Below are 22,862 nucleotides of genomic sequence, written 5' to 3' on the forward strand. Positions count from 1 at the left end.
TCAATAATTTCTGATGCTTGTAAAAGCATTATGTAATTTGTTAGGGCACTTTTTACCCGCAGATTCTTCAACGCCTGAGTTTAAATCAAGGCCTAAGGCACCTTTAAAAAGCGCATCTTTAATATTGTCTGGATTTAAGCCTCCAGCGAGCATAAATGGAGTGGTTGCATCATGAAGCACCGACCAATCAAATGCTTTACCTGTACCGCCAGCTTGTGTATCGCTGTGTGTATCGTAAAGATGTCGGTCAACGCCATTTACTGGCGTTGGCAATGCATCTTTTATTGCTTGGGCTTTCCAAATTTCGCAGCCGGTAGGTAACTGTGTACGCAACTGAGCGATGTAATCGTCACTTTCTTGGCCATGTAATTGAACTGCCGCCAATTTTAGCACACTTGCGTATTGAGCAACTTGATCAATTGGGGCATCTACAAACACACCCACAAAATTAAGCGGGGCACTTTGGCTTAGCTCTTTTGCGCAATCTAAATCAACATAGCGTGGCGATTTAGGATGAAAAATTAAACCACCGTAAATAGCACCGTTTTGATATGCCGCTTGTGCATCTTTGGTACGTGTTAAACCACATACTTTATTGTCACCTAAAATAACACGGCGACATGCTTGCTCTAAATCACGCTCGCCCATAAGTGAGCTGCCAATTAAAAAACCATCGCATAATGGAGCTAAACGTTTTACGTCTTGATGGGTGTAAATACCCGACTCCGAAATAACCACTTTATCAGCCGGAATAAGTTTGCGTAGCTTTTCGGTAGTGGCTAAATCGGTGCTTAAATCGCGTAAATCACGGTTATTAATACCAATAATTTGTGCATCAAGCGCAAGTGCACGGTGCACTTCTTCTTCGTTGCTTACTTCGGTTAGTACCGACATATTAAGGGTGTCAGCAACTGCATGCAGTGCTTTATAGCTCTCGTCATCAAGGACCGAAAGCATCAGTAATATAGCGTCACCGCCATAAATACGCGCCATATATACTTGGTACTCATCTATAAAAAAGTCTTTACAGATGAGCGGTTGTTCTACTTGGCTGCGCACAAATTCAAGATAATCAAAACTGCCTTGAAAATATTTAGCATCAGTTAATACGCTCATGCAGGTGGCGTATTTTTTATAAACTGAGGTAATTTCGGTTAAATCAAATGGCTCTCTAATTAACCCTTTTGAAGGCGATGCTTTTTTACACTCTAAAATAAACTGTGTGCCTGGGGCTGCTAATGCTTTGTAAAAACTACGGCTTGTAGGCACTGCAAGGTGCTTAAAGCTTTCAAGCGGGCGTGCGGCTTTACGCTCAATGAGTTCTAATTTTTTATCAGCAACAATTTTGTCTAATACATTAGCCATTACTTACCTCAATAATTGCATTTAGTGTGTTCATGGCTTGCCCTGAACTTAATAATGTTTGTACTTGTTTTGCCCCTTCTTTTAACGTTTCTGCTTTACCTGTTAGGTATAAAAGGGCAGCTACGTTAACCACAATAGCAGCATTATGTGCATCTGTGCCTTTGCCTTGCAAGATGGCGAGGCTAGCATTTGCGTTGTATTGTGGGCCTTCACCAGCGAGTTGTTCAAGTGAATAGTTTGCAAGGTCGAAGTCGCTTGGGTTTAGCGTGTACTGTGTAAGCTCGCCATTATTTAGCTCAACTACGGTTGTTGAGCCGTGTAGGGCAATTTCGTCAGTGCCCGAGCCGTGAACAATCATAGCGCGCTTTGTGCCAAGGGTTTTAAGTGTTTGTGCCATTGGCATACATAACGCTTCGTTATACACACCTAACAATTGCACATCAGGTGCTGCTGGGTTAGCAAGCGGGCCTAAAATATTAAAAATAGTGCGTATTTTAAGCGATGTGCGCACGCCCATCGCATGGCGTACGCCACTGTGATAGTGCGGTGCAAATAAAAAGGTAAAATTGGTTTGCTCAAGGCATTTTGCTGCCTGCTCTGGGCTCATATCTATATTAATGCCCAGCGCTTTTAGTAAGTCGGCAGAGCCTGAATTACTCGATACACTGCGATTACCATGTTTTACCATGTTAATGCCGGCAGCAGCGGCAACTATGGCTGCTGTTGTGCTTATATTAATTGTGTTTGAACCATCGCCGCCAGTGCCACAGCTATCGGCAAGTTGTGTACTGCTGGTAGTAAAAGCAACAGCGTTTTCGCGCATTGAGGCTGCAGCACCTGCTATTTCATCGCTTACTTCGCCTTTAATTTTAAGGCTTATTAGTAGGGCAGTTAGCTCAATCTCGCTCATGTTACCTTGCATTATTTCATCAAACAGTGCTTTGGCGTCTGCGTAGCTTAATGATTGCCCTGTAATTAGTTGTTCAATAGCGTGTTGAACATTTATGGGTTGTTCTGGTTGTGTACTCATAATGTCCTCTTTTATTTGGCGCGTGTTAAGTAAGCGACACTTTGCTGAAGTAGCATTGCGCCGTTTGGCGTCAGTATTGATTCTGGATGAAACTGGTAACCCAATGTGTTGTCATCATGATGATAAATAGCCATTGGGATATCTTCGTACTGGGCAATAACCTTAATATTATCAGGCACTTTTGTTGCCATTAATGAATGGTAACGTGCTACAGGCATTGTATTGCCCATACCATCAAATACAGGATGTTCGCCTAAATTAATAATTGAAGACTTACCATGTACGGTTTCACCCGCGTGACCGATTACTCCGCCATAGCTTTGTGTTAACGCTTGTTGGCCTAAACAAATGCCTAACATTGGGAAGTGGCCTTTAGAGAGCTCAATAAGCTCCATTAAACAGCCTGCATCGCTTGGTGTGCCGGGGCCAGGCGAAAGTACTAATAGCACTTGGCCTTGCTCTTGGCGCATTTTGTTAAAAATAACCTCAGCGCTAATGTTGTTTCTGTAAACAACCAGTTCGCAGCCAAGCATCGTAAGCTCATCAACAAGGTTATATGTAAATGAGTCAAAGTTATCTAAAAAATAGATTTTAATAGGATTCGTTTTACTCATTCTATACCGCCTTATACGTAGATTTTATGGCGGTGATAACCGCTTGTGCTTTAGCGCGAGTTTCGTTTGCTTCTGAAATAGGATCTGAGTCAAACACCACACCGGCACCTGCTTGCACATACGCTTTGCTATTTTTAACAAAAGCTGAGCGAATAACAATACAGCTATCCATTGCGCCATCACCGGTTAAGTAACCTACTGCGCCGCCATAGCTGCCACGGCGCTTACCTTCAGTTTGACGAACAAGCTCAGCAGCACGAACCTTTGGTGCACCAACAAGCGTGCCCATGTTCATACACGCTTGGTAAGCATGCAGTGCATCAAGCTCGGGTTTTAGTGTGCCAACAACGCGTGATACTAAATGCATTACCTGTGAATAGCGGTCTACTTTTAATAACTCTTTGGCAAAACGCGTACCTGCAACACTGATGCGGGCTACGTCGTTACGTGCTAAATCAACGAGCATTAAATGCTCGGCGCGCTCTTTTTGATCGTTTCTTAGTTCCAACTCAATGCGGCTGTCTAGGTCTGGGTTTATTTGCCCGTTAGTAAATTTGCCACGTGGGCGAGTGCCAGCAATTGGGTATACTTCTACTTGCTGATTACTTACGTCGTACTTAAGGGCCGACTCAGGAGACGCGCCAAATAATGCAAAGTCTTCATCGCGCATATAAAACATGTAAGGGCTTGGGTTTTGCTTTTTAAGCTGGCTATACGCATGTAAAGAATCAGGGCAAGGTAGTGAAAATGTACGCGACGGTACTACCTGAAAAATATCACCATCTACAATGTTCTTCTTAAGCTTAACAACTTGCTCGCAGTAAGTGTCATCGTCTATATCAACGCTTACCTCACATTCGCCACTTTGCATATCCGCACTAAATTCTGCTGCGTTATCGCAAAGTGTATTTAATCGTTCTAACTCTTTACCTACTTCAAAGCAGTTAGCGTGTACGTCTGGGCCATTAAATACATTACCAATGAGCTCAGTTGTTTGCTTTTGATGATCAATAACAACTAAGGTTTCGGCTAAGTAAAATACGTAATCTGGGCAGGTATTTTCACCATCTGGTACATCACTTAATTGCTCAAAGTTTGCCACCATATCGTAAGCAAATACGCCGCCTAAAAATACCGAAAATGGATTGTTAGTTGTGCTTTTAATACTGTTGATACACGTACGTAGTGCGCTAAATGCGTTATCAGCAACGAGCTTGCTCGCTTCGTCAGTATCGCCGCTAGTGTCTAAATAACAAAGGGTAAGTGTTTCGCCGTCTAAAGTGGCATCACAGCTTTTAACATTTGCCTGCAAGTAGCTAAGTAGTTGTTGCCCATTATTAGATTGAGCATTAATAGTGACTGTTTTACCTTGGCATACGATGCGCAGTGCACAGTCGACTAAAATTAAACTTTTTACACTGTCTTTAGAATCAATCTCAGCCGATTCAAGCAGTAGTGAGTTAGGCTTATCAAGTGCCGCGTATAATGCAAGAGGACTACTAATATAGTCGCGTACTTGCGTAATGCTTGTTACTTCGCCTGGTGTGGTAGTTATATGACTAAAAATCAAACCTCATTCCCTCAAAAAATTAAACCCCGCAATGCGTTAGCAGTGCGGGGTTTGAATAACGATATCTAAATTACAAACAGATCATTACCGTCCCGCTATATCAGGCGCCACCACCAACGATGTGTAAGAGTAAGACCGTTATTCATGTTTTTCTGCCTCAAAATTTATTAAATATTTTTAACGTATATGTTTCGTAAAATTTAGTTATAAAAAAACCCGCATAGTTGCGGGTTTTGAATTTTTGTTAGACACGACAATTCATCACCCGATAATTACGAGTGCCACCACCAAATAGTGTTTAAGTTTGAATTGATCATTATTGTTAATTCTTAATGTGTCTGAAAGTGGCTACAGTAAAACGTATCTTATGCTTTTGTGTCAAGTGTTTATTTAAAACAATTTAGTCAAAAAAGTTGTTATACTTACATAAACACCAGTAACCCTTAATTTTAAGCAGTTTTCTTTTGATAAAATACGATTTACATAGCCATACTACACATTCAGACGGGCGTTTAACGGTTGAAGAATTATTGCATCGCGCTGTTGATAAAAATATTGATGTGTTTGCTATTACCGATCATGACACTGTGGCGGCTATTAAGCCTGCTCAGCAATTTATTGAAGCAGAAAACTTACCGCTTTCATTAATAACGGGTACCGAAGTGTCTACCAAATGGGAAAGCTTCGAAATTCATATTGTAGGTTTAAATATTGATATTAATAATATTGACCTTACCTCTTTATTATCGGCTCAGCAGCAAAAGCGAGAAGAGCGTGCACTAGAAATTGGCGCACGCCTTGCAAAAAATGGTTTTAATGGCATTTACGAGCAAGCTAAAGAGCTGGCAAAAGACGCGCAAATTACGCGCGCACATTTTGCACGTGCCCTTATTGAGCGCGGTGTAGCTAAAAATTTCCCGGGTGTTTTTAAAAAGTACTTAGGGCGCGGCAAAACAGGCTACGTACCTAGTTGCTGGTGCACCATGCAAACCGCTGTAGAGGCAATACATGCCGCTGGTGGTGTTGCTGTACTTGCTCACCCAAGTAGCTATCAAATGTCAAACAAGTGGCTACGCAAATTATTAGTAGAATTTAAAAGTGTAGGAGGAGACGCAATGGAAGTTGCACAACCTCAACAGGCGCCAAGCGAACGTCAATTTTTAGGTGAACTCAGCCGTGAGTACGAACTACTTTGCTCGCAAGGGTCTGATTTTCATTTTCCGACAAGCTATTTAGAGCTTGGCAAAAATTTATACTTACCGAAAGACTGCCAAGGTGTTTGGCAAGTTTGGGAAGGACAAGAAGGGGCATTAACATGAGTCAATTATTCCATATTCATCCTGATAACCCGCAACCAAGACTGATTAGTCAAGCCGTTGATATTATTAAACAAGGCGGCGTTGTTGTTTACCCAACAGATTCGGGCTATGCCATTGGCTGTAACATTGGTAATAAGCAAGCCAAAGAGCGCATAGAGCGTATTCGTGGTATTGAAAAAAACGATAATTTTACGCTAGTTTGCCGTGATTTATCGGAGCTATCTACTTATGCACGTGTAGATAACCAGCTATTTAGATTAATTAAAAATAATACGCCAGGGCCTTATACCTTTATTTTTAAAGGCACAAAAGAAGTCCCTAAGCGTTTATTAAACGACAAGAAAAAAACCATTGGCATGCGTGTAATTGAACACCCAATTGCTTGTGCGTTACTTGCCGAACTTGGCGAGCCGCTAATGTCGTGTTCTTTAATTTTACCAGGGCAACAATTTACAGAATCAGATCCTGATGAAATATTAGAGCGATTAGATAAGCACGTTGATTTAATTATTCACGGTGGTTACTTGCCAGAGCAAGCAACCACAGTAATCGATTTGTCAGAAGATGAAGTTCAAATATTACGTGTTGGCTGTGGTGATACAAGCCCGTTTGAGTAATAACAAGTGAGCGAAAATACTGCTGATACAAAAAGTAGTGAAAAGCCAGTGCAGCAAAAGCTGCCACTGGCTTTTTTGCATGGTAAAGCGGTTGTAGATAAACCAGAAGACTTATATATTCCGCCCGATGCGCTCGAAATAATATTAGAAACCTTTGAAGGCCCGCTCGATTTACTGCTTTATTTAATTAAAAAGCATAAGCTTGATGTGCTCGACCTTTCTATTTTTAGTATTACAGAGCAGTATGTAAGTTACGTTGAAATGATGACCGAGTTTCAACTCGAACTTGCCGGTGAATATTTAGTTATGGCCGCGTTACTTGCACAAATTAAGTCGCGCTTATTACTTCCTGTACACGAAGAGCTTGAAGAGGAAGAAGACCCTCGCGCTGAGCTTATTAAACGTCTACAAGAATATGAGTTATTTAAAAAAGCCGCCGAAAACCTCGATGATATCCCCCGTGTTGGGCGTGATATTTTTATAGCGCATGCCGCTATGCCAATAAATGAAGACACAAGTCAAAACCTCCCCGATATTGAACTTAAAGACTTAATGCTGGCGCTGAGTGATGTAATGGCGCGAGCAAAAACGTTTGAACATCATCAAATTACTGCCGAAGTACTCTCAACCCGAGAGAGAATGAGCCAAATATTACAACAGCTATCGAAAGCAAATTCAGCAGTGGTATTTAATGCGCTTTTTACGCCTGATGAAGGGCGTAGTGGTGTGGTAGTTAGTTTTATAGCCATGCTTGAACTCATTAAAGAAGGACTTGTTACTTGTTTGCAAGTAAGCCCAGAGAGCTTAATTTATGTCAGCTTGAGCGAGCAATCCACTCTATAAACTTATCTGTTTAATCCTCAACTTCTAAAACTGACTTTAATTATCAAAGTTCTGTGCGTATACGCACGTAAAGTGTTTGTAAATGTTATTTTCATTTAAGGCTATGCACTATATTGTAACGTCATAGCATTATAGGACGTTACACATGTTTAAAAATACACCTTCATCTTACGGACTTGTCGCCATTATTTTACATTGGCTCATGGCGTTGACTATTTTTGGCCTGTTTGGTTTAGGTTTATATATGGTTGAGCTTACTTATTACGATAGCTGGTATAAAGGCTCGCTCGATTTACATAAAAGCATTGGTATTACGCTTGTGGCCGTATTCTTATTTAGAATTTTATGGCGTGCTTTATCTACACAACCTAAACCATTAGGTGAAAGTAAAGGCATGAACCAATTAGCACATACTGCGCATATTGCTATGTATATTATTTTGGCTGTTATTGTTGTTGCAGGGTATTTAATATCAACCGCAGACGGGCGTCCAATAGAAGTATTTACTTTATTTAATGTATCAGCGCTTGATTTTGCCTTTGATGACCAAGCCGATATTGCAGGAAAAGTACATTATTACGGCGCGTGCACATTAATCGGGTTTGCAGTATTGCATGCACTAGGGGCGTTAAAACATCACTTTATCGATAAAGATAAAACCTTAATTAGAATGATCAAACCATTAAAGGATGATTAAAATGAAAAAATTATTAGTAAGCACAGCCGTTTCGGCTGCAATGATGTTATCGGTAACAACTGCTAATGCAGCCGACTACGTAATTGACACAAAGGGTGCTCATGCATTTGTAAACTTTAAAATTAAACATTTAGGTTACAGCTGGTTACATGGCCGTTTTAATACCTTTGATGGTAAATTTAACTACGATGCTAAAAACCCTAATGCGTCGCAAATTATGGTTAATATAGATACAACAAGCCTTGATTCTAATCATGCAGAGCGCGATAAACACCTTCGTGGAAAAGAGTTTTTAAATGTTGATAAATATCCAACAGCGACGTTTAAAAGCACCAGTATTAAATTTGAAGACGATTCAGGTCAAGTAACAGGTGATTTTACGCTGCATGGTGTAACCAAAACCATTACTTTTGAAATTGATAAAGTGGGTGAAGGTAAAGATCCATGGGGTGGTTACCGTGTAGGCTTTGAAGGTGAAACAAGCCTTAAGCTTACCGACTACGGTATTGATTACAATTTAGGGCCAGCCTCTACCCATGTAGATATAGCTTTATTTATTGAAGGTATTCGTCAGTAATATATAAAATACTTAATTATAAACAATAAACAGCGTCATTTTTAATGGCGTTTTTTTCTATAAATACTTATTTTTCTATACGCTCTTGCAATAAAGGCCTTAAATGCTCTGGCAACCAGCGCATTAGCACATCATTATAAGCTGGTGTTTTTTTATTACTTTGAGCTGCTCATTAAGCATTGCTATATCTTTTGCACCTTGCTCATTTTTAGTGCAACCAATAAAGCCATAACTTAACGCAGGGGATTCGATTAACGGTCGTTGTGTTAAATTTTTATCAAAATTCATTAATTTAGCTAAATAATAATGTTCGCTTGGGTAACCCAATAAAATATCAATCCGTTTTAAATTAAGCATATAAGTAAGGCTCGCTAAGCTGTCGCGAGTAGGTCTTATTACTAAATCTATATCGGGGGTTGTGTTTATAACCGAATCTATCTCTTTTCCATAAGAACGACTCATTGATATGCCGAGTGTTAGCTTTTTATCACGTATTAAATCTAATAATGACACTTCAGTCGCATCAGGCAATTCAAGTGCGTCTGCAAGCTTGCTATGCATAGCAACAGAAGGTGATAGGCCTGTAGTTGAGCTTTCGTCTGTAAAGTAAATATGCTTTTTTCGGTAATCATTTTTATAAAGAGATAATGCGCAAGTATTATTGGACGTATTTGATAGCTCTTGGATTACTTTTCCCGAAGGGATGATAATTTGATTAAAGGTAATAGCGGGTAGTTGTTTTTCAAGTAGGGATATAATGCTTTCGTCGCGGCCTTGGTGTTGATATTGGCCATTTAAAATGTAGTACGGTGCAAAGTCGTGCGTTAACCAATTAATGGTTTTAGCATTACTTACAGGGCTTACAAAACAAAACATTAAAAAAAGTATACATAAACGGAGCATTACAGCAGTTGCCAATAATTATTATTGTAAAACTATTGTAACCATTAAAGGGCTAAAAAGTAAAATGCCAGCAACGAGGCTGGCAAAATATATTTTCAATAATCACAATAATAAAAAGCAATTAAAGTTTTGTTTAACTAGCTTTTAGCCATTTAACAAATTGGCGTGCATCACTCGCTTTTTGAAATAATGCATTTTTTAAACCTTGTGTATCACTAAAAATTACACGATGTTTGTTTACTGAAATTGATTGCACTGGATGTGCAATTTGGATCATAGACCCATTATATTTATAAGACATAATAAAACTCACTTTATTCTTGTTATTTATTCTGCGCTATATTTTATAGCTTCGTGCAGTCAATAAATAAACGATGTTGTGTTTAGCTTCATTACAGTGTTGACGATCTTTATGACACTTTTGCGATGATAATAAAATTCATCTCGGTATTATTTAAGGGGTTCTCGCCGTACAATAACTTAGCTTTCAAATATACGTTTTGCGGGGCTTACTGGATCAGGGTAAATGGTTAACCGCGGCGGTTTCTTTAAACCAGAGAGGGAAGGTAACTTATATGTATATTATGTGCAAGCTATTTTTTTATTTATTTATAATACATTTTATCAACTGCCTATGGTCTCCAATTTTATTTACTAAAGGATAAGTATGAATTACCTAATTGCGAGCGATATTTTTGGTTTAACACCTGCTTTTACGCAGTTTACAGAGGGGTTTGACACTAAGGTAACGGTTATTGATCCTTATGATAATGAGTTACAACCTATTGATAGTGAAGAATATAACTACAATAAATTCATACAGAAATGCGGGCATGATAAATACACCGACAAACTTCAAAAATGTTTTGCGCATTTGCAAGCACCAACAACTTGTATCGCATTTAGCGCAGGGGCAAGTGCAGCATGGCGCGCACAGTTATTAACAGGCAATACACACCTTAAAAAGTTAATAGGGTTCTACCCATCACAAATTCGTAATTATTTAGCATTAGATGCAAACGTACCCTGTGAGTTTATTTTTCCTAAACATGAGGTACATTTTAATGTTGATGAAGTGATAGCCATTTTAAATAATAAGTCCGCAGTAAAGTGTAATAAAACAAACTACCTACATGGTTTTATGAACGAGCACTCAGTCAATTTTAATGAGCAAGCGTATAACTATTTTAGCCATTACTTAAAAGTAGCGTTATAGCTGATTGATTTGCGCTTTTGTAATATTAGGAAAGTCAGTGCGGTTATTGTATTGTGCGTATAGAGTAGAAAAAACACTGCTTCTAGATTGTTTATCAAGCTCTTTTATAAACATTTTAGCGTTAGAGCGTGCTGGCCTACAGCATAATTGATACGCCTTTATAACACTTGCCAAAGTTTGCCCTTGTTTTTGCAATGCTAGATCTGCTTGGGCAAAAAAAGCTGCGCCTGTCCAGTAAACACGTTGCTGAGCACGTTGTTTCCACATATCGGCAGAGAGCTTATTAAGTGGCTGTTTTTTAGTTTTGGTTTGCAGGCGGGCACGATCAAACCCTGCATTTAAGCGTTGTACAAACTGCGGCTGGGTGATTATACCGCTGTCACGCATTATTACGTTTTGCATATAACTGGCAAAACCCTCGCTTAGCCAAAAACCGGAGTAGGGAAATAGCGGCAAATATAAATGTGAAAGTTCATGGTATAGCGTCCAATCTTTAGTGAATGCTTTTAAACTGGCGTAACGATCTATATGTAGTTCTAGCCCATCGGGATTATTTCGCTTTACAGTAGCCCAAGGTACTGGCTCAAAAGCAAAATATTGCGGTTTTAAATAAATAGGTGAGGTACTTTGTTTTAGAGGCCCTAACGTATTTTGTGTTTTTTCAACACTTTGATTCACCCAAGTAGACACCGTCCTTTGACCACTACTTGAGAGTGAATTGAGGTTGTGTATTACTACCTCAACGGCTAACGTTTTAAACGAGTTGATTGATAGTAGCAATATAAAAAGAGTTTCATTAAAGTGTTCCACTGTAATTTAATAGCTAATACGATAAGGCTAATTAAACAAGACCAACCCATGACGTAAATAGTCACAGTTAATTTGTTATTTTTTTAAATGATAGTAACTATAAAAGTACAAATACAGACACGCTTTAATTAGCATGCTTTAATCATATTTATAGAACCTTTGTAGGTGTTAGCAATGCAGTACCAATATATAAATGTGCCAACGCAAGGTCAAAATATCACGATAGACCAATACGGACAGTGGCAAATTCCGTTAGAACCTATCATTGCTTATATTGATGGCGATGGCGTGGGTTTAGATATCATGCCGGTAATGCGCCACGTTGTTGATAGTGCAATTGAACATTGTTACAAAAACGCTCGAAAAATACATTGGATGCAGGTTTATAACGGCGAGCAAGCCGCAAAACTGTATGACGGTGACTGGTTTCCACAAGAAACAATTAACGCAGTACGCGCCTGTAAAATTGCCATAAAAGGGCCGTTAACAACGCCGCTGGGTGGTGGCTTTCGCTCACTCAATGTAGCCCTCAGGCAAGAAATGGATTTGTTTGTAAATATGCGCACTATAAAAGGCTTTAGTGCACTCCCTTCTCCTTTAAAAAATCCTTTTTTAACAAACATAACCGTGCTGCGCGACAGCAGCGAGGATGTGTATTCAGGTATTGAATGGCAAGCAGGCAGTGTAGAAAGCGAAAAAATGCTCGACTTTTTATGCGAAGAAATGGGGGTAACGCGCTTAAGGTTTACACAAGAGTGCGGTATTGGCATTAAAAATATATCCAAAGAAGGCTCTGAACGACTAATGCGCTTTGCAATTAAGTATGCACTTAAAAACGATAGTGAATCCTTAACACTAGTGCACAAAGGCAATGTACTTAAATTTACCGACGGGGCATTTAAGCGTTGGGGGTTTGCACTTGCAAAAAGCGAGTTTAATGCCACCGCACATGAAAATGGGCGTTGGCTGCAAATAGAGCGAGGACACCAAGCGCCCTTAATTATTAAAGAAGTCATAGCTGACAACATGCTGCAACAATGTTTAATGCATCCAGAGCAATTTGATGTAGTGGTGACGACTAACCAAAACGGCGACTTTTTAGCGGATATGCTAAGCGCACAAGTTGGTGGTGTCGGCATAATGCCCGCAGCTAATTTAAATAATGATGTTGCATTTTTTGAGCCCACACACGGCACGTTTGAACGTATAGCAGGGCAAAATAAAGCAAACCCAAGTAGCAGTATTTTAAGTGCGGTATTAATGCTTAAATTTATGGGATGGGACGAGGCCGCATTACTGATAGAAAGTGCGTTAGAGCGAACATTTAAAAGTGGTGAAGTAACCTTTGATTTAGCGCAAGAGCAGCGCGATAACTCAAGTATTCATAACTCGACAACCTTAACTTGTACTGGCTTTGCAAAGAAGGTTATCGAGCACTTTTAAACACATTCATTATTAAGCTGCTGAGGCAGTTTTTACTCTGTGCATACAAGGGCGGTTGGTTAACTGCGCTGCACGATGGTAAATCTCATGTGCTTGGGGTTCATCGCATTGTGTACCGCTAAGCGTATCCATTAGTGCGACAACAATAATTGCAGGAACCTGGCAGCAATATTCATCTAAAACAGCTTCTGTCGTTTGCGCATCAACATGGCAAAGCGGGTGGTTTTTAAGTTGGTATGCGTTTAATAATGTATCTACTTCTAATACATCATCTGGTTGATGTTTTGTTTTACGACATTTACAACCAAACTCATCAACTAAAGTAGCTAATGCTTGATAAGTCTCAGTGGTGTTAGTTTTTGCGCATAACTGCTCTTCAATAAACTGATGTAAGTTAGCATCAATAAATAACCCGTCTTGTTGTGTGAAGCTTGATGTTGTCATAATTATTACTCTTAGTTTGTTGGCTTAACTTCACTCTAGCGCTAAGTGTATTATTAATGAAATTGTTGTTTTCAATAACTGACATTGATTTCATCAATAGTAAGTTTTAAAACTAAATAAAAAATAGAAAACATACCTAAATTATACTAATTAATTTGGTGCAGAGTGGTAAAAACGTGCACAAAACTGGAACAAGGGGAGTCATTGAGGAATAAATATGGACTATTAGTTAATTGTTTTTATTGAATTTTAATTTTTTTATGAAGTTGGTACTAAGCTTGCTAATCATACACTGTAGGTAGACTCCTATATCGACGATTTCCAAAAGCGCCATGGTATTTTCCCAAAGTTGAATACCACGGCGCTTTTTATTTTTCGCGTGTATTTTATTTAGTCGTAACAATAGTAATGTTAAATTTTAATAAAGTAGGGAATAGCCACTAAAATAGCGCCTACAATCAACAGCATGCTAACACTGCTCATAAAATACGGAAATACCAATAGCGATAAACCAATACAAAGTGGTACTACGGCTTTTTTCTTCGCCCGTAAGTAAGGTAGCCAATACCAATGCCACCAAACAAAACACTCCACGCAATTATTGATGCACTATCCATTTGTAAATTACCTATTTTGAAATACTGATTTAAATTACGACCGACATAGCCAGCTTTTCAATACCATGTGAAGGGGTCCATCTTTTAAATTCCACGAAGCCATGCTTTTTATATAAATTTATTGCAGGAGTATTAGCAACCGCAGTCTCCACTATTGCATGAGAAAAATCATCCATTGCTAAAACATAACTTATTAGCTTACTTGCGATACCTTTTTTAAAATGACTAGGATCAACGGTTAAACTGCAAATATCTAAATACTCGTTGTTTGTATCTACTTCTATAACGGCTGCTAAACATTCATTTTCGCTGTAGCCATAAAAGGTTGTTTCTGATTTTTTTATACCTTTAATATTACGCGCTAAAGGAGGAAAGTTATGCGCGCCGATCAGTTTAGCCTCTATAGCGTAGGACTTTTGAAAGACAGCAAAAATTATATTTGCAGTATCGTTATTCTTATTATTAAGTTTGTTTATCATTATATTCTTCTAATGAAAGTAAAGCTTGGACAGTATGCGCGATAGTAAAATACCTGGTGCTTGATGTGATGAAAATAATAATTTATCTATCTGCAATCGTTTTAGCAAACGCTAATAACTCACGCCTTAACCATTGGTGCGCTGGGGCGTGGTGCAGCAGTGGGCTCCATATCATTTTTACTTCAATAGGCACTATTTGAAATGGTACAGGGCTGATTACTAAATCAGTATGAGAGGTTAATAACTTAGCTTGCCTGCGCGGTAGGGTGGCAATAAGTTGCTCTGATTGGCAAAGCAGGCTTGCAACCATATAGTGGCGAGTAAAAACACGTATTTTACGTGTTTGTTCTAGTTGCCAAAGCGCTTCATCTACCCAGCCTAATTTTTGCTTTCCTGATTTATTAGTAACAGCGGCTTCAGGCCCCCAGCCGGCACGATTTACCCAAATATGCTCTTTTTTTAAGTAGTCGTCTAACCCTGATTGTTGTAAAAATGTATTTTTAGGATGCGTTAAACAACAGTAGTTATCTCGCCATACACTGGCTTGATGAAACGAGCGTGGCAAACCATTAAAGCGATTTATTGCTAAATCTATAGTGCCTTTTTCCATGTCTTGTAGGTTTACGTCGCTTGGACTTAATACATCAAAATTAATACCGGGGTTTTTACTAAGCTGCGCAGTTATAAAAGGGGCTATTAAGGTCGACTCTATGTAGTCGTTTGCCATTATTCTAAACGTAACTTCAGCCGTTGTAGGGTTAAATTGCTCACTAGGCTGCGTAATAGCTTCAGCCATTTTTAAGAGCGCCTCAACTTCAGGCTTTAATGCAAGTGCCTTTGCCGTTGGTGTCATAGAGCCTGCAGCACGCACCAGCAATGGGTCGTCAAATAAATCGCGCAAACGTTTTAGCGCATTACTCATAGCCGGTTGCGTAAGAGCAAGTTTATTTGCAGCTTTTGAAACACTTTTTTCATCGATGAGTACATTTAAGTAAACTAACAAGTTGAGGTCGACGTTTCTTATATTCATATGGGCGTGTTGGCCTTTCAGGGTTGAAATTTGTTCAATCTAGGGGCGACTTAATCGCGGCGCGAGGTTTGCCACCTAGTGGGCTAAGTAAAAATCGAGCAACTAAGAGTTAATCGTCCCTAGAAAGAACCCTATGGGCAGTCTGTATTTGGCCTTTATGCAGCGTTAAAGTACATTTATGGGGAGTCACCACATTACATGTACTTTGCCTTGCTTAAAAACCAAATACACGGCTGCAAAATTAACCTCGAAAGGTCAATACGCCCAATAAATTCTATTTATACGCTTTATTAATTATCTAAATTAAAGCCTGCTTGCTAAGGTGTAAACAATTAATAAAAAATAACCGCCATAACTGGCATCAATATAAGTGCTGTATTTATGCAAAATAGGCTAACAAATCAATCTAATAATACGCTGCAAAACGTTATTGCCAGCAAGCTTGCACGATCTGTTTTTGCTGGATTTGAGGCGATGTTTTCGCAATTTTTAAATATTACACTGGGTGCGCAAAGCCGTTTTGAACAACGACAGTACCACAGTGTGCAAAGTGCTATGCGTGAGCGTTTACAGGTTTACGAGCGCGAAGTGAAAAACGTGAGTGAAGCCGTTAGAGTTATTGCTTACGCTGAACTTACTTGCCCACAAACGTGGCAGTTAGCTAAAAATATTTACGGCGATATGGTACAAAATCACGAAAATAAACCTATTGCGCATACTTTTTTTAATTCAACGTTTGGCGCAATTTGGGACGATAAAAAAATTCGTACTGTGCATTTGTTTGTATTAAAAGCAAAGTATCGTAGTGAGCCACGCTCTTATGAAAGCTTAGTTAGCAGGGTATCGCTACATAGTGGGTTTAATAACGCCGTTAAAACGCTTATTACTAATCAAGTATTTAGAGTGCCATTTAGTAATTTAGAACGCGATGTAGCCACATTACAAAGTACGTTAATGCAAGGCGCTAAGCAGCAATGCAAACAGGTGTACGAACTTATCAATTTAAACGACGGGTATATTGAATACGCCAACTCATTATTTTTTAGAAACAAAGCCTGTTATTTAATTGGGCGCTGCATTGCTAAAAATGGCGACAATATGCCTTTTGCTATCGCTATTTTAAATACCGATGAGGGACTAAAGCTTGATGCTGTAATGATTTGCGCCGATCAATTAAGTTTATTATTTGGTTTTGCACGCACCTATTTTATGGTTGATACCGACAAGCCCGCTCGTTATGTAGATTACTTAAGTGTGTTAATGCCACACAAACAACGCTTTGAGTTATTTAACGCCATTGGTTTTATAAAGCATGCCAAAACTGAGTTTTATCGGCACAAGGTTGATACAACTAAAAATAGCCCAGCCAACTTTAAGTATGTCACAGCAGCAGGGACGCCAGGTATGGTAATGCTGGTATTTACTATTGAAGGGCTAGATTACGTTTATAAAGTAATTAAAGACAAATTTAGTGCGCCAAAAACAGCCACCAAAGCACAAGTGAAAGAAAAGTATAACTTTGTAAAACAAGCCGATAGGGTTGGTCGTTTGGTAGACACACACGAATTTAGATATTTAGCGTTTGATTTAAGCCGTTTTAGTGATGAACTTCTTGAGCAGATGAAAAGCCAAATTGGCAGCAGCATAGTTATATCTGGCAAGGCACTAATTTTAAAGCACGTTTATGTTGAGCGTAAAATGACCCCGCTTAATTTATATATTAACCAATGCGATAACAAAACCTTAGAGAGCGTGATGCATGACTACGGTAAAGCAATTAAAGAGTTAGCGGGCGCTAATATATTTCCGGGCGACATGCTAATGAAAAACTTTGGCGTAACGCGATGGGGGCGAGTGGTGTTTTACGACTTTGACGAAATTTGCCCGCTTACCGATTGTAACTTTAGAGACGTGCCACAAACCCAAAATGCACTCGAAGAGCTAAGTAGTAACTCGTATTTTGATATAGCTGAAAACGATATATTTCCGAGCCAATTTAAGGTGTTTTTTAGTGCCAACGATATTGCGTTTAACTATTTTAATAATAAGCACAGTAACTTGTTTTTAGCGACGTTTTGGCAGAGTTGTCAGCAACAAATACATAATGGTTATCTACCCGATGTTTATCCTTACAAACAAAGTTGGCGCTTTTGAGGTTGTTTGAATCTGTGTTCATCCCCATCTATATGTTATTACAGTTTTTAAACTTGGAGTAATAATGAAATATATTTCTCATGAAGATGGCAACCTTGCATTTAGTGAAACCGAAAAACCGGTTTTAAAGAGCCATGAAGTACTTGTTAAAGTTGCAGCAATAGGTGTAAACCGTGCAGACAGTATGCAGCGCCAAGGTAAATACCCGGCCCCTGCGGGAGATAGCCCGATTTTAGGTTTAGAATGTGCGGGTACAGTTACTGAGCTTGGAAAAGATGTAGATAAAAGCTGGCTAAACAAGCGTATTTTTACGTTGTGCTCAGGTGGTGCTTATAGCGAATATGTAGCAGTTGATGCAAAACAGCTTATGGAATTACCCGATGATGTAACAATGGCAGAGGGCGCCGCAATAAGCGAAGTGTATTTAACGGCATTTGGCGCATTATTTGAGTTTGGTAAATTACAAAAAGGGCAAACAGCGCTTATTCATGCAGGTGCTAGTGGCGTAGGCGGTGCAGCAATTCAAATGGCTAAAAGCGCAGGTGCTACCGTGGTTATTACCGCTGGTACGGATGACAAATGCCAACACGCAAAAGAGCTCGGTGCCGATCATGCAATTAACTACAAAACCACCGACTTTGTAGAATATATGAAAGCAAATGAGTTAACAGCAAATGCAATTGTAGATCCTGTTTCGGGTAGTTACTTAAATAAAAATGCCGCTATTGCAGCCATGGATTGCCAAATTATAATGCTTGCATTTTTAGATGGACGTTTTGCAGAAGTTGATTTTGCGGCACTTTTACAAAAGCGTATTTCGTTTCATGCCTCAACGCTTAGAAATCGTAGTATTGAGTTTAAACGCCAGGTACGCGACGACTTTGTAGCACGCTTTTACAATGATATTGCCACTAAAAAGTACGACTTTAACCTGTATAAAACATTGCCTTGGAGCGACGCAAACGAAGCCCATGCTATTTTAGAGCGCAATGAAAACGCAGGAAAAGTGGTTTTACTTGTAGAGTAACTCTTTAATTTTAGGGTTTAGCCCATATACTAAGCCCTATAAAAAATATTTAAGGTTTAATAATGAATCCAATACTAGCAATACTTAAAGAGCACAATGTAAGCGACGAAAAAGTAAAAGCATTGTTTGAAGCGTTTACTCAAAACCCAATGATGGCAATGGCGCTTGTTCAAGAGCTTGGTATTCCGCCAGAAAAGTTACAACAATTAATGGCAGTCGTGATGACTCAACCGCATCTTATTAAAGAAGCGACTGACGAACTTGGTTTAGATTTTGAAAAAGTAAAAGAAGCGAAAGAAAAACTAAATCAACAGTAATTGATAATCTAATTTTCAGATTGATCATATAGCAAGGTAAGCAACGACCTTGCTATACCCGCCGTAAAGCACACACTTTTTGTTACACTCTACATTGAACTGCTCAGCATTTAGTTAGTCATAATAATACTTAATTAACGCAGGGAAATAATATGAAACCGCTTTATAAGTTTTGGAAAAACAACCGATCTCTTATCGTATTTATTGCACTAATGAGCGTATTTAGAAGCGCTGTAGCCGATTGGTACGAAGTGCCAACAGGCTCAATGAAACCAACAATTCAAGAAGGTGACAGAATACTTACCGATAAAATGGCCTATGATATTCGTGTCCCATTTACGCATATAAAACTACTTAAACTAGCGGACCCACAAACCGGTGATATTATTGTTTTTGACTCACAAGCTGCTGATAACCGTTTAATTAAACGTGTAATTGGTGTGCCAGGGGATACGGTTGCGCTTGAAAATAATGAGCTCATTATTAATGGTAAAAAACTTAATTATGCAGATCAGCAAAGCAACATAGACTCGCTTGATAAAATCGAAGATTTAAACGGGTTAGCGCATTCGATAAGAGTGGCAAATATTCCTTCACGTTTATCGGGCTTTGACGCAATTACAATTCCTGATGATTATTATTTAGCAATGGGCGATAACCGCGACAATAGCGCTGACTCGCGTGTAATAGGTTTAATTCCGCGTAATGAGTTATTAGGAAAAGCAGAGCGCGTTATAGTCTCACTTGATTACGATAACTATTACCTACCAAGAAAAGACCGCGTATTGAAAAAGCTCAATTAAAAAAGATGATTAATTTTATAGTTAAAATATAACTGCCTATTTAGGCAGTTCACTTATATATTTTTTTACAAGCTTGGTAAGAACACTACGCTCTTGTTCAGTATTTAATACCTTACAAAAATCGCCACTGACTGCAGCGCCACAAGCACCTGCTTCAAACCACTGAGATATATTATCTAAATTCACACCACCAACAGGCATTAATTGTGCTTCTGAAAAAGGACCGGTTAATGCTTTAAAGTAACCGACGCCCATACTGCCGGCAGGAAATACCTTAATAATATCAGCGTTATATTCAATTGCATTTGCTACATCGGTAGGTGTTAGTGCGCCCATTAATACGGGTAACCCGTACTGGTGGGCAAGTTCGACAACCGATTTGTTGGTATTTGGCGTTACGATAAACTGCGCGCCCGCATCAATAGCTTGCTGGGCAAGGGTGGTGTTAATTATTGTGCCAGCACCAATAAGTGCGTTTTTATGCGCTGCGCGAGCTTTTGCTATTTCTTGCTCAAAGCCAGGTGTGTTTGAAGTGATCTCTAATGAGTGTATGCCCGCATTTATTAAACAATCAATTAATGGAGCTACATCGGTTTGTTGTTTTAAGCGCAGTATGGCGACTAATTTGTGTTGCTTTATTTGGCTACTTACTTTTGTTCTGTTGGTATCTAAAATTTGGGTCATAATTACAATTCACTTTATTTAATGCAAAGGCATTTGTATAAACGGCTAGGCTTAATATACGACTAAACATTACTTTTGCCCATAAAAAAACCGCTGATGTATCAGCGGTTTTTATTGTATGAGTAATATTACATTACGCGCATACCAGGCTCTGAGCCGTCATCTGGGTTAAGAATATAAATTTCTTTTCCGCCAGGGCCTGCTGCTAATACCATGCCTTCAGACATACCAAAGCGCATTTTACGAGGCTTAAGGTTAGCAACCATAACGGTTAGCTTGCCTTCGATATCCTCAGGTGCATAAGCTGATTTAATACCCGCAAACACTTGGCGAGTTTCGCCGCCTAAATCAAGTGTTAGCTTAAGTAGTTTATCTGCGCCTTCTACGTGCTCTGCTTTAGCAATCTTAGCTACGCGTAAGTCTACTTTTGCAAAATCATCGAATTCAATTTCGTCGCTAATTGGCTCTTTTGCAAGTGGGCTGTTAGGGTCAATTGTTACTTTTGGTGCTAAGCTTTCTTTAGATTCTTCAACCATTTTGTTCACTTTATCCATTTCAACACGTTGCATTAACGGTTTAAATTTATTGATAGGGTGGCTTACTAGTGCATTTTGAACGCCGTCCCATGCAAGGTCGTCATTTAAAAACGCTTGTACGTTATCAGCCATTCCTGGTAACACGGGTTTTAAGTAAGTAATTAAAATGCGGAACAAGTTAAGACCAAGAGAACACACTTCGTGTGCTTCTTGTTGCTTAGTTTCGTCTTTAATTAATACCCAAGGCGCTGCGCCATCAATAAATTGGTTTGCTTTGTCGGCAAGCGCCATTATTTCGCGAATTGCGCGGCTGTAATCGCGGTTCTCGTAGTGTGTTGTAATGCTCGGTGCAGCAGCTTGAAACTCTGCTAACAGCTCTGGTTGCATAATAGTGCTGCTTAGTTTGCCATCAAACTTTTTAGTAATAAAGCCAGCACAACGGCTCGCTATGTTGACTACTTTACCTACTAGGTCTGAATTTACGCGCTGTGCAAAGTCTTCTAGGTTTAAATCCAGATCAACAATACCGCTGCTTAATTTTGCTGCGTAGTAGTAACGTAAGTACTCTGGGTTTAAGTTATCTAAATAAGTACGCGCTTTAATAAACGTACCCTTTGATTTAGACATTTTTTCGCCATTCACAGTTACAAAACCATGAGCGAATACGTTAGTTGGCTTTCTAAAATTAGCGCCTTCTAGCATTGCTGGCCAAAATAAGCTGTGGAAGTAGATAATGTCTTTACCAATAAAGTGGTAAAGCTCTGCATCTGAACCTTCAGCCCAAAACGCATCAAAGTCGAGGCCTTTTTCGTCACATAGGTTTTTAAAGCTCGCCATGTAACCAATAGGTGCATCTAACCAAACGTAAAAATATTTGCCTGGTGCATTTGGGATTTCAAAACCAAAATAAGGTGCATCACGGCTAATATCCCATTGCTGCAAGCCATCGGTAAACCATTCGTCTAGCTTGTTAGCCATTTCTTGTTGAATAGTGCCCGAGTGTAACCACTCCTTTAGCATGCCTTCAAATGCTGGCAGGTCAAAAAAGTAATGCTCAGAATCTTTAAGTACAGGTTCTGCGCCTGACATTACAGAACGCGGATTAATAAGTTCGGTAGGGCTGTATGTAGCACCACACGAATCACAGCTATCGCCGTTTTGGTTTTCAGACTTACACGTTGGGCAAGTACCTGTTACAAAACGGTCTGGTAAGAAAATACCTTTTTCAGGGTCGAATAATTGCGAAATAGTGTGCTTTTTAATATGACCGGCATCGTTTAGGCGGTTATAAATAAGTTCGCTTAATTCTTTGTTTTCTTGGCTGTGCGTGCTGTGGTAGTTATCAAATTTGATATTAAAGTCAGCAAAGTCGCGTTGGCGCTCTATGCTCACTTGTTTTACCATTTCTTCAGGCGTGATCCCTTGCTTTTGCGCATTAAGCATAATTGGCGTGCCGTGGGCATCGTCTGCGCAAACATAATAAGCTTCGTGGCCTTGTAGTTTTTGAAAACGTGACCAAATATCAGTTTGAATATATTCCAATAAATGACCTAGGTGAGTAGGGCCATTTGCATAAGGTAATGCGCTGGTAATCAGGATCTTTCGCTGCGTCATAATCATTCCGAATTGAGGATAAAACGCCGTTTTTATTATGCAAACGGCAATTATCATTAATTTATCTACAAGCTATCTGCTTAGAGTGCGCACAGCTTATGGATTTTTATTAATTGACTGGTGTTAATGCCCTGAATGTTACATAATTCCGTG

22 protein-coding genes and 2 pseudogenes are annotated in these 22,862 nt (G+C 39.3%); 11 read left to right on the forward strand and 13 right to left on the reverse strand.

Features of this window, described 5'->3' with window-relative positions; translation table 11 throughout:
* From trpCF to P4S71_RS16530, 4 genes are read right to left on the reverse strand one after another with little or no spacing between them, the layout of a single operon-like run.
* Window positions 1-1,365: a bifunctional indole-3-glycerol-phosphate synthase TrpC/phosphoribosylanthranilate isomerase TrpF gene (gene trpCF / locus P4S71_RS16515; RefSeq protein ID WP_337151048.1), complete on the reverse strand. Its 1,365-nt coding sequence runs from the start codon at window positions 1,363-1,365 to the stop codon at window positions 1-3.
* A complete protein-coding gene (trpD, locus tag P4S71_RS16520; protein WP_337151049.1) occupies window positions 1,358-2,395 on the reverse strand; it encodes an anthranilate phosphoribosyltransferase in 1,038 nt (345 codons plus the stop codon). The genes trpCF and trpD overlap by 8 nt, the downstream gene beginning before the upstream one ends.
* Window positions 2,396-2,406: 11 nt before the next feature.
* The gene (locus P4S71_RS16525; RefSeq protein ID WP_149606046.1) at window positions 2,407-3,009 is read right to left on the reverse strand and encodes an aminodeoxychorismate/anthranilate synthase component II; all 603 of its coding nucleotides are present in this window, start codon (window positions 3,007-3,009) and stop codon (window positions 2,407-2,409) included.
* A 1-nt stretch (window position 3,010) separates the two neighbouring features.
* Complete coding sequence (locus tag P4S71_RS16530) at window positions 3,011-4,579, reverse strand: anthranilate synthase component 1 (protein WP_337151050.1); 1,569 nt, start codon at window positions 4,577-4,579, stop codon at window positions 3,011-3,013.
* Between the two features lie 464 nt (window positions 4,580-5,043).
* Between P4S71_RS16530 and rnm the strand changes: the two genes are divergently transcribed.
* From rnm to P4S71_RS16555, 5 genes are all read left to right on the forward strand, one after another.
* On the forward strand, window positions 5,044-5,898 hold the full coding sequence (rnm, locus tag P4S71_RS16535) for an RNase RNM (RefSeq protein ID WP_096792934.1): 855 nt from the start codon (window positions 5,044-5,046) through the stop codon (window positions 5,896-5,898).
* Entirely contained in the window at window positions 5,895-6,515 is a 621-nt protein-coding gene (locus P4S71_RS16540; protein WP_007375432.1) for an L-threonylcarbamoyladenylate synthase, read from the forward strand. The genes rnm and P4S71_RS16540 overlap by 4 nt, the downstream gene beginning before the upstream one ends.
* A 6-nt stretch (window positions 6,516-6,521) precedes the next feature.
* Window positions 6,522-7,358: a segregation and condensation protein A gene (locus P4S71_RS16545; protein WP_008138354.1), complete on the forward strand. Its 837-nt coding sequence runs from the start codon at window positions 6,522-6,524 to the stop codon at window positions 7,356-7,358.
* Window positions 7,359-7,503: 145 nt separating this feature from the next.
* A complete protein-coding gene (locus P4S71_RS16550) occupies window positions 7,504-8,055 on the forward strand; it encodes a cytochrome b (protein ID WP_002961572.1) in 552 nt (183 codons plus the stop codon).
* A 1-nt stretch (window position 8,056) separates the two neighbouring features.
* A complete protein-coding gene (locus P4S71_RS16555) occupies window positions 8,057-8,632 on the forward strand; it encodes a YceI family protein (protein ID WP_337151051.1) in 576 nt (191 codons plus the stop codon).
* A gap of 67 nt (window positions 8,633-8,699) precedes the next feature.
* Here the strand turns inward: P4S71_RS16555 and P4S71_RS16560 are convergent.
* Window positions 8,700-9,508: pseudogene (locus P4S71_RS16560) on the reverse strand (hypothetical protein).
* A gap of 160 nt (window positions 9,509-9,668) precedes the next feature.
* Complete coding sequence (locus P4S71_RS16565) at window positions 9,669-9,836, reverse strand: hypothetical protein (protein ID WP_007375427.1); 168 nt, start codon at window positions 9,834-9,836, stop codon at window positions 9,669-9,671.
* Window positions 9,837-10,202: 366 nt separating this feature from the next.
* On the opposite strand from P4S71_RS16565, the gene P4S71_RS16570 reads away from it, so the two are divergent.
* A complete protein-coding gene (locus tag P4S71_RS16570; protein ID WP_007375426.1) occupies window positions 10,203-10,751 on the forward strand; it encodes a hypothetical protein in 549 nt (182 codons plus the stop codon).
* On the opposite strand, the gene P4S71_RS16575 is transcribed toward P4S71_RS16570, so the two are convergent.
* Window positions 10,746-11,534 (reverse strand): M61 family metallopeptidase, encoded by a 789-nt coding sequence (locus P4S71_RS16575; protein WP_337151640.1) that lies wholly within the window; start codon window positions 11,532-11,534, stop codon window positions 10,746-10,748. The two genes, P4S71_RS16570 and P4S71_RS16575, sit on opposite strands and share 6 nt — an antisense overlap.
* A gap of 201 nt (window positions 11,535-11,735) precedes the next feature.
* On the opposite strand from P4S71_RS16575, the gene icd reads away from it, so the two are divergent.
* Complete coding sequence (icd, locus tag P4S71_RS16580) at window positions 11,736-13,004, forward strand: NADP-dependent isocitrate dehydrogenase (RefSeq protein WP_337151052.1); 1,269 nt, start codon at window positions 11,736-11,738, stop codon at window positions 13,002-13,004.
* A gap of 12 nt (window positions 13,005-13,016) precedes the next feature.
* Here icd and P4S71_RS16585 read toward each other — a convergent pair whose 3' ends face one another.
* The 4 genes and pseudogenes from P4S71_RS16585 to P4S71_RS16600 all read right to left on the reverse strand — a co-directional run bounded on the left by P4S71_RS16585 (window position 13,017) and on the right by P4S71_RS16600 (window position 15,574).
* Window positions 13,017-13,448, reverse strand: coding sequence for a hypothetical protein (locus tag P4S71_RS16585; protein WP_337151053.1), 432 nt, complete (start codon window positions 13,446-13,448; stop codon window positions 13,017-13,019).
* A 411-nt stretch (window positions 13,449-13,859) separates the two neighbouring features.
* Window positions 13,860-14,065: pseudogene (locus P4S71_RS16590) on the reverse strand (hypothetical protein).
* A gap of 29 nt (window positions 14,066-14,094) precedes the next feature.
* Window positions 14,095-14,544: a GNAT family N-acetyltransferase gene (locus P4S71_RS16595; protein ID WP_096792942.1), complete on the reverse strand. Its 450-nt coding sequence runs from the start codon at window positions 14,542-14,544 to the stop codon at window positions 14,095-14,097.
* An 82-nt stretch (window positions 14,545-14,626) separates the two neighbouring features.
* The gene (locus P4S71_RS16600; RefSeq protein ID WP_024595339.1) at window positions 14,627-15,574 is read right to left on the reverse strand and encodes a LysR family transcriptional regulator; all 948 of its coding nucleotides are present in this window, start codon (window positions 15,572-15,574) and stop codon (window positions 14,627-14,629) included.
* A gap of 381 nt (window positions 15,575-15,955) precedes the next feature.
* Here P4S71_RS16600 and aceK point away from each other — a divergent pair, with 381 nt between their 5' ends.
* The 4 genes from aceK (at window position 15,956) to lepB (ending at window position 19,875) form a co-directional block, all read left to right on the forward strand.
* Complete coding sequence (aceK, locus tag P4S71_RS16605) at window positions 15,956-17,728, forward strand: bifunctional isocitrate dehydrogenase kinase/phosphatase (protein ID WP_096792943.1); 1,773 nt, start codon at window positions 15,956-15,958, stop codon at window positions 17,726-17,728.
* Window positions 17,729-17,792: 64 nt separating this feature from the next.
* On the forward strand, window positions 17,793-18,755 hold the full coding sequence (locus P4S71_RS16610) for a zinc-binding dehydrogenase (RefSeq protein WP_096792944.1): 963 nt from the start codon (window positions 17,793-17,795) through the stop codon (window positions 18,753-18,755).
* A gap of 62 nt (window positions 18,756-18,817) precedes the next feature.
* Entirely contained in the window at window positions 18,818-19,072 is a 255-nt protein-coding gene (locus tag P4S71_RS16615; protein ID WP_002963210.1) for a DUF2999 family protein, read from the forward strand.
* A 152-nt stretch (window positions 19,073-19,224) separates the two neighbouring features.
* A complete protein-coding gene (lepB, locus tag P4S71_RS16620; protein ID WP_007375417.1) occupies window positions 19,225-19,875 on the forward strand; it encodes a signal peptidase I in 651 nt (216 codons plus the stop codon).
* 36 nt (window positions 19,876-19,911) lie between these two features.
* On the opposite strand, the gene P4S71_RS16625 is transcribed toward lepB, so the two are convergent.
* Both P4S71_RS16625 and metG read right to left on the reverse strand, forming a co-directional pair.
* Window positions 19,912-20,559 carry a bifunctional 4-hydroxy-2-oxoglutarate aldolase/2-dehydro-3-deoxy-phosphogluconate aldolase gene (locus P4S71_RS16625; RefSeq protein ID WP_096792946.1) on the reverse strand — a complete coding sequence of 216 codons (648 nt, stop codon included), beginning with the start codon at window positions 20,557-20,559 and terminating at the stop codon, window positions 19,912-19,914.
* Window positions 20,560-20,687: 128 nt separating this feature from the next.
* Window positions 20,688-22,709, reverse strand: a complete 2,022-nt coding sequence (gene metG, locus P4S71_RS16630) for a methionine--tRNA ligase (protein ID WP_096792947.1) — start codon at window positions 22,707-22,709, stop codon at window positions 20,688-20,690.
* Window positions 22,710-22,862 lie beyond the last annotated feature (153 nt).

The sequence above is a fragment of the Pseudoalteromonas sp. B62 genome, assembly GCF_037162565.1.
Lineage (GTDB): Bacteria > Pseudomonadota > Gammaproteobacteria > Enterobacterales > Alteromonadaceae > Pseudoalteromonas > Pseudoalteromonas fuliginea.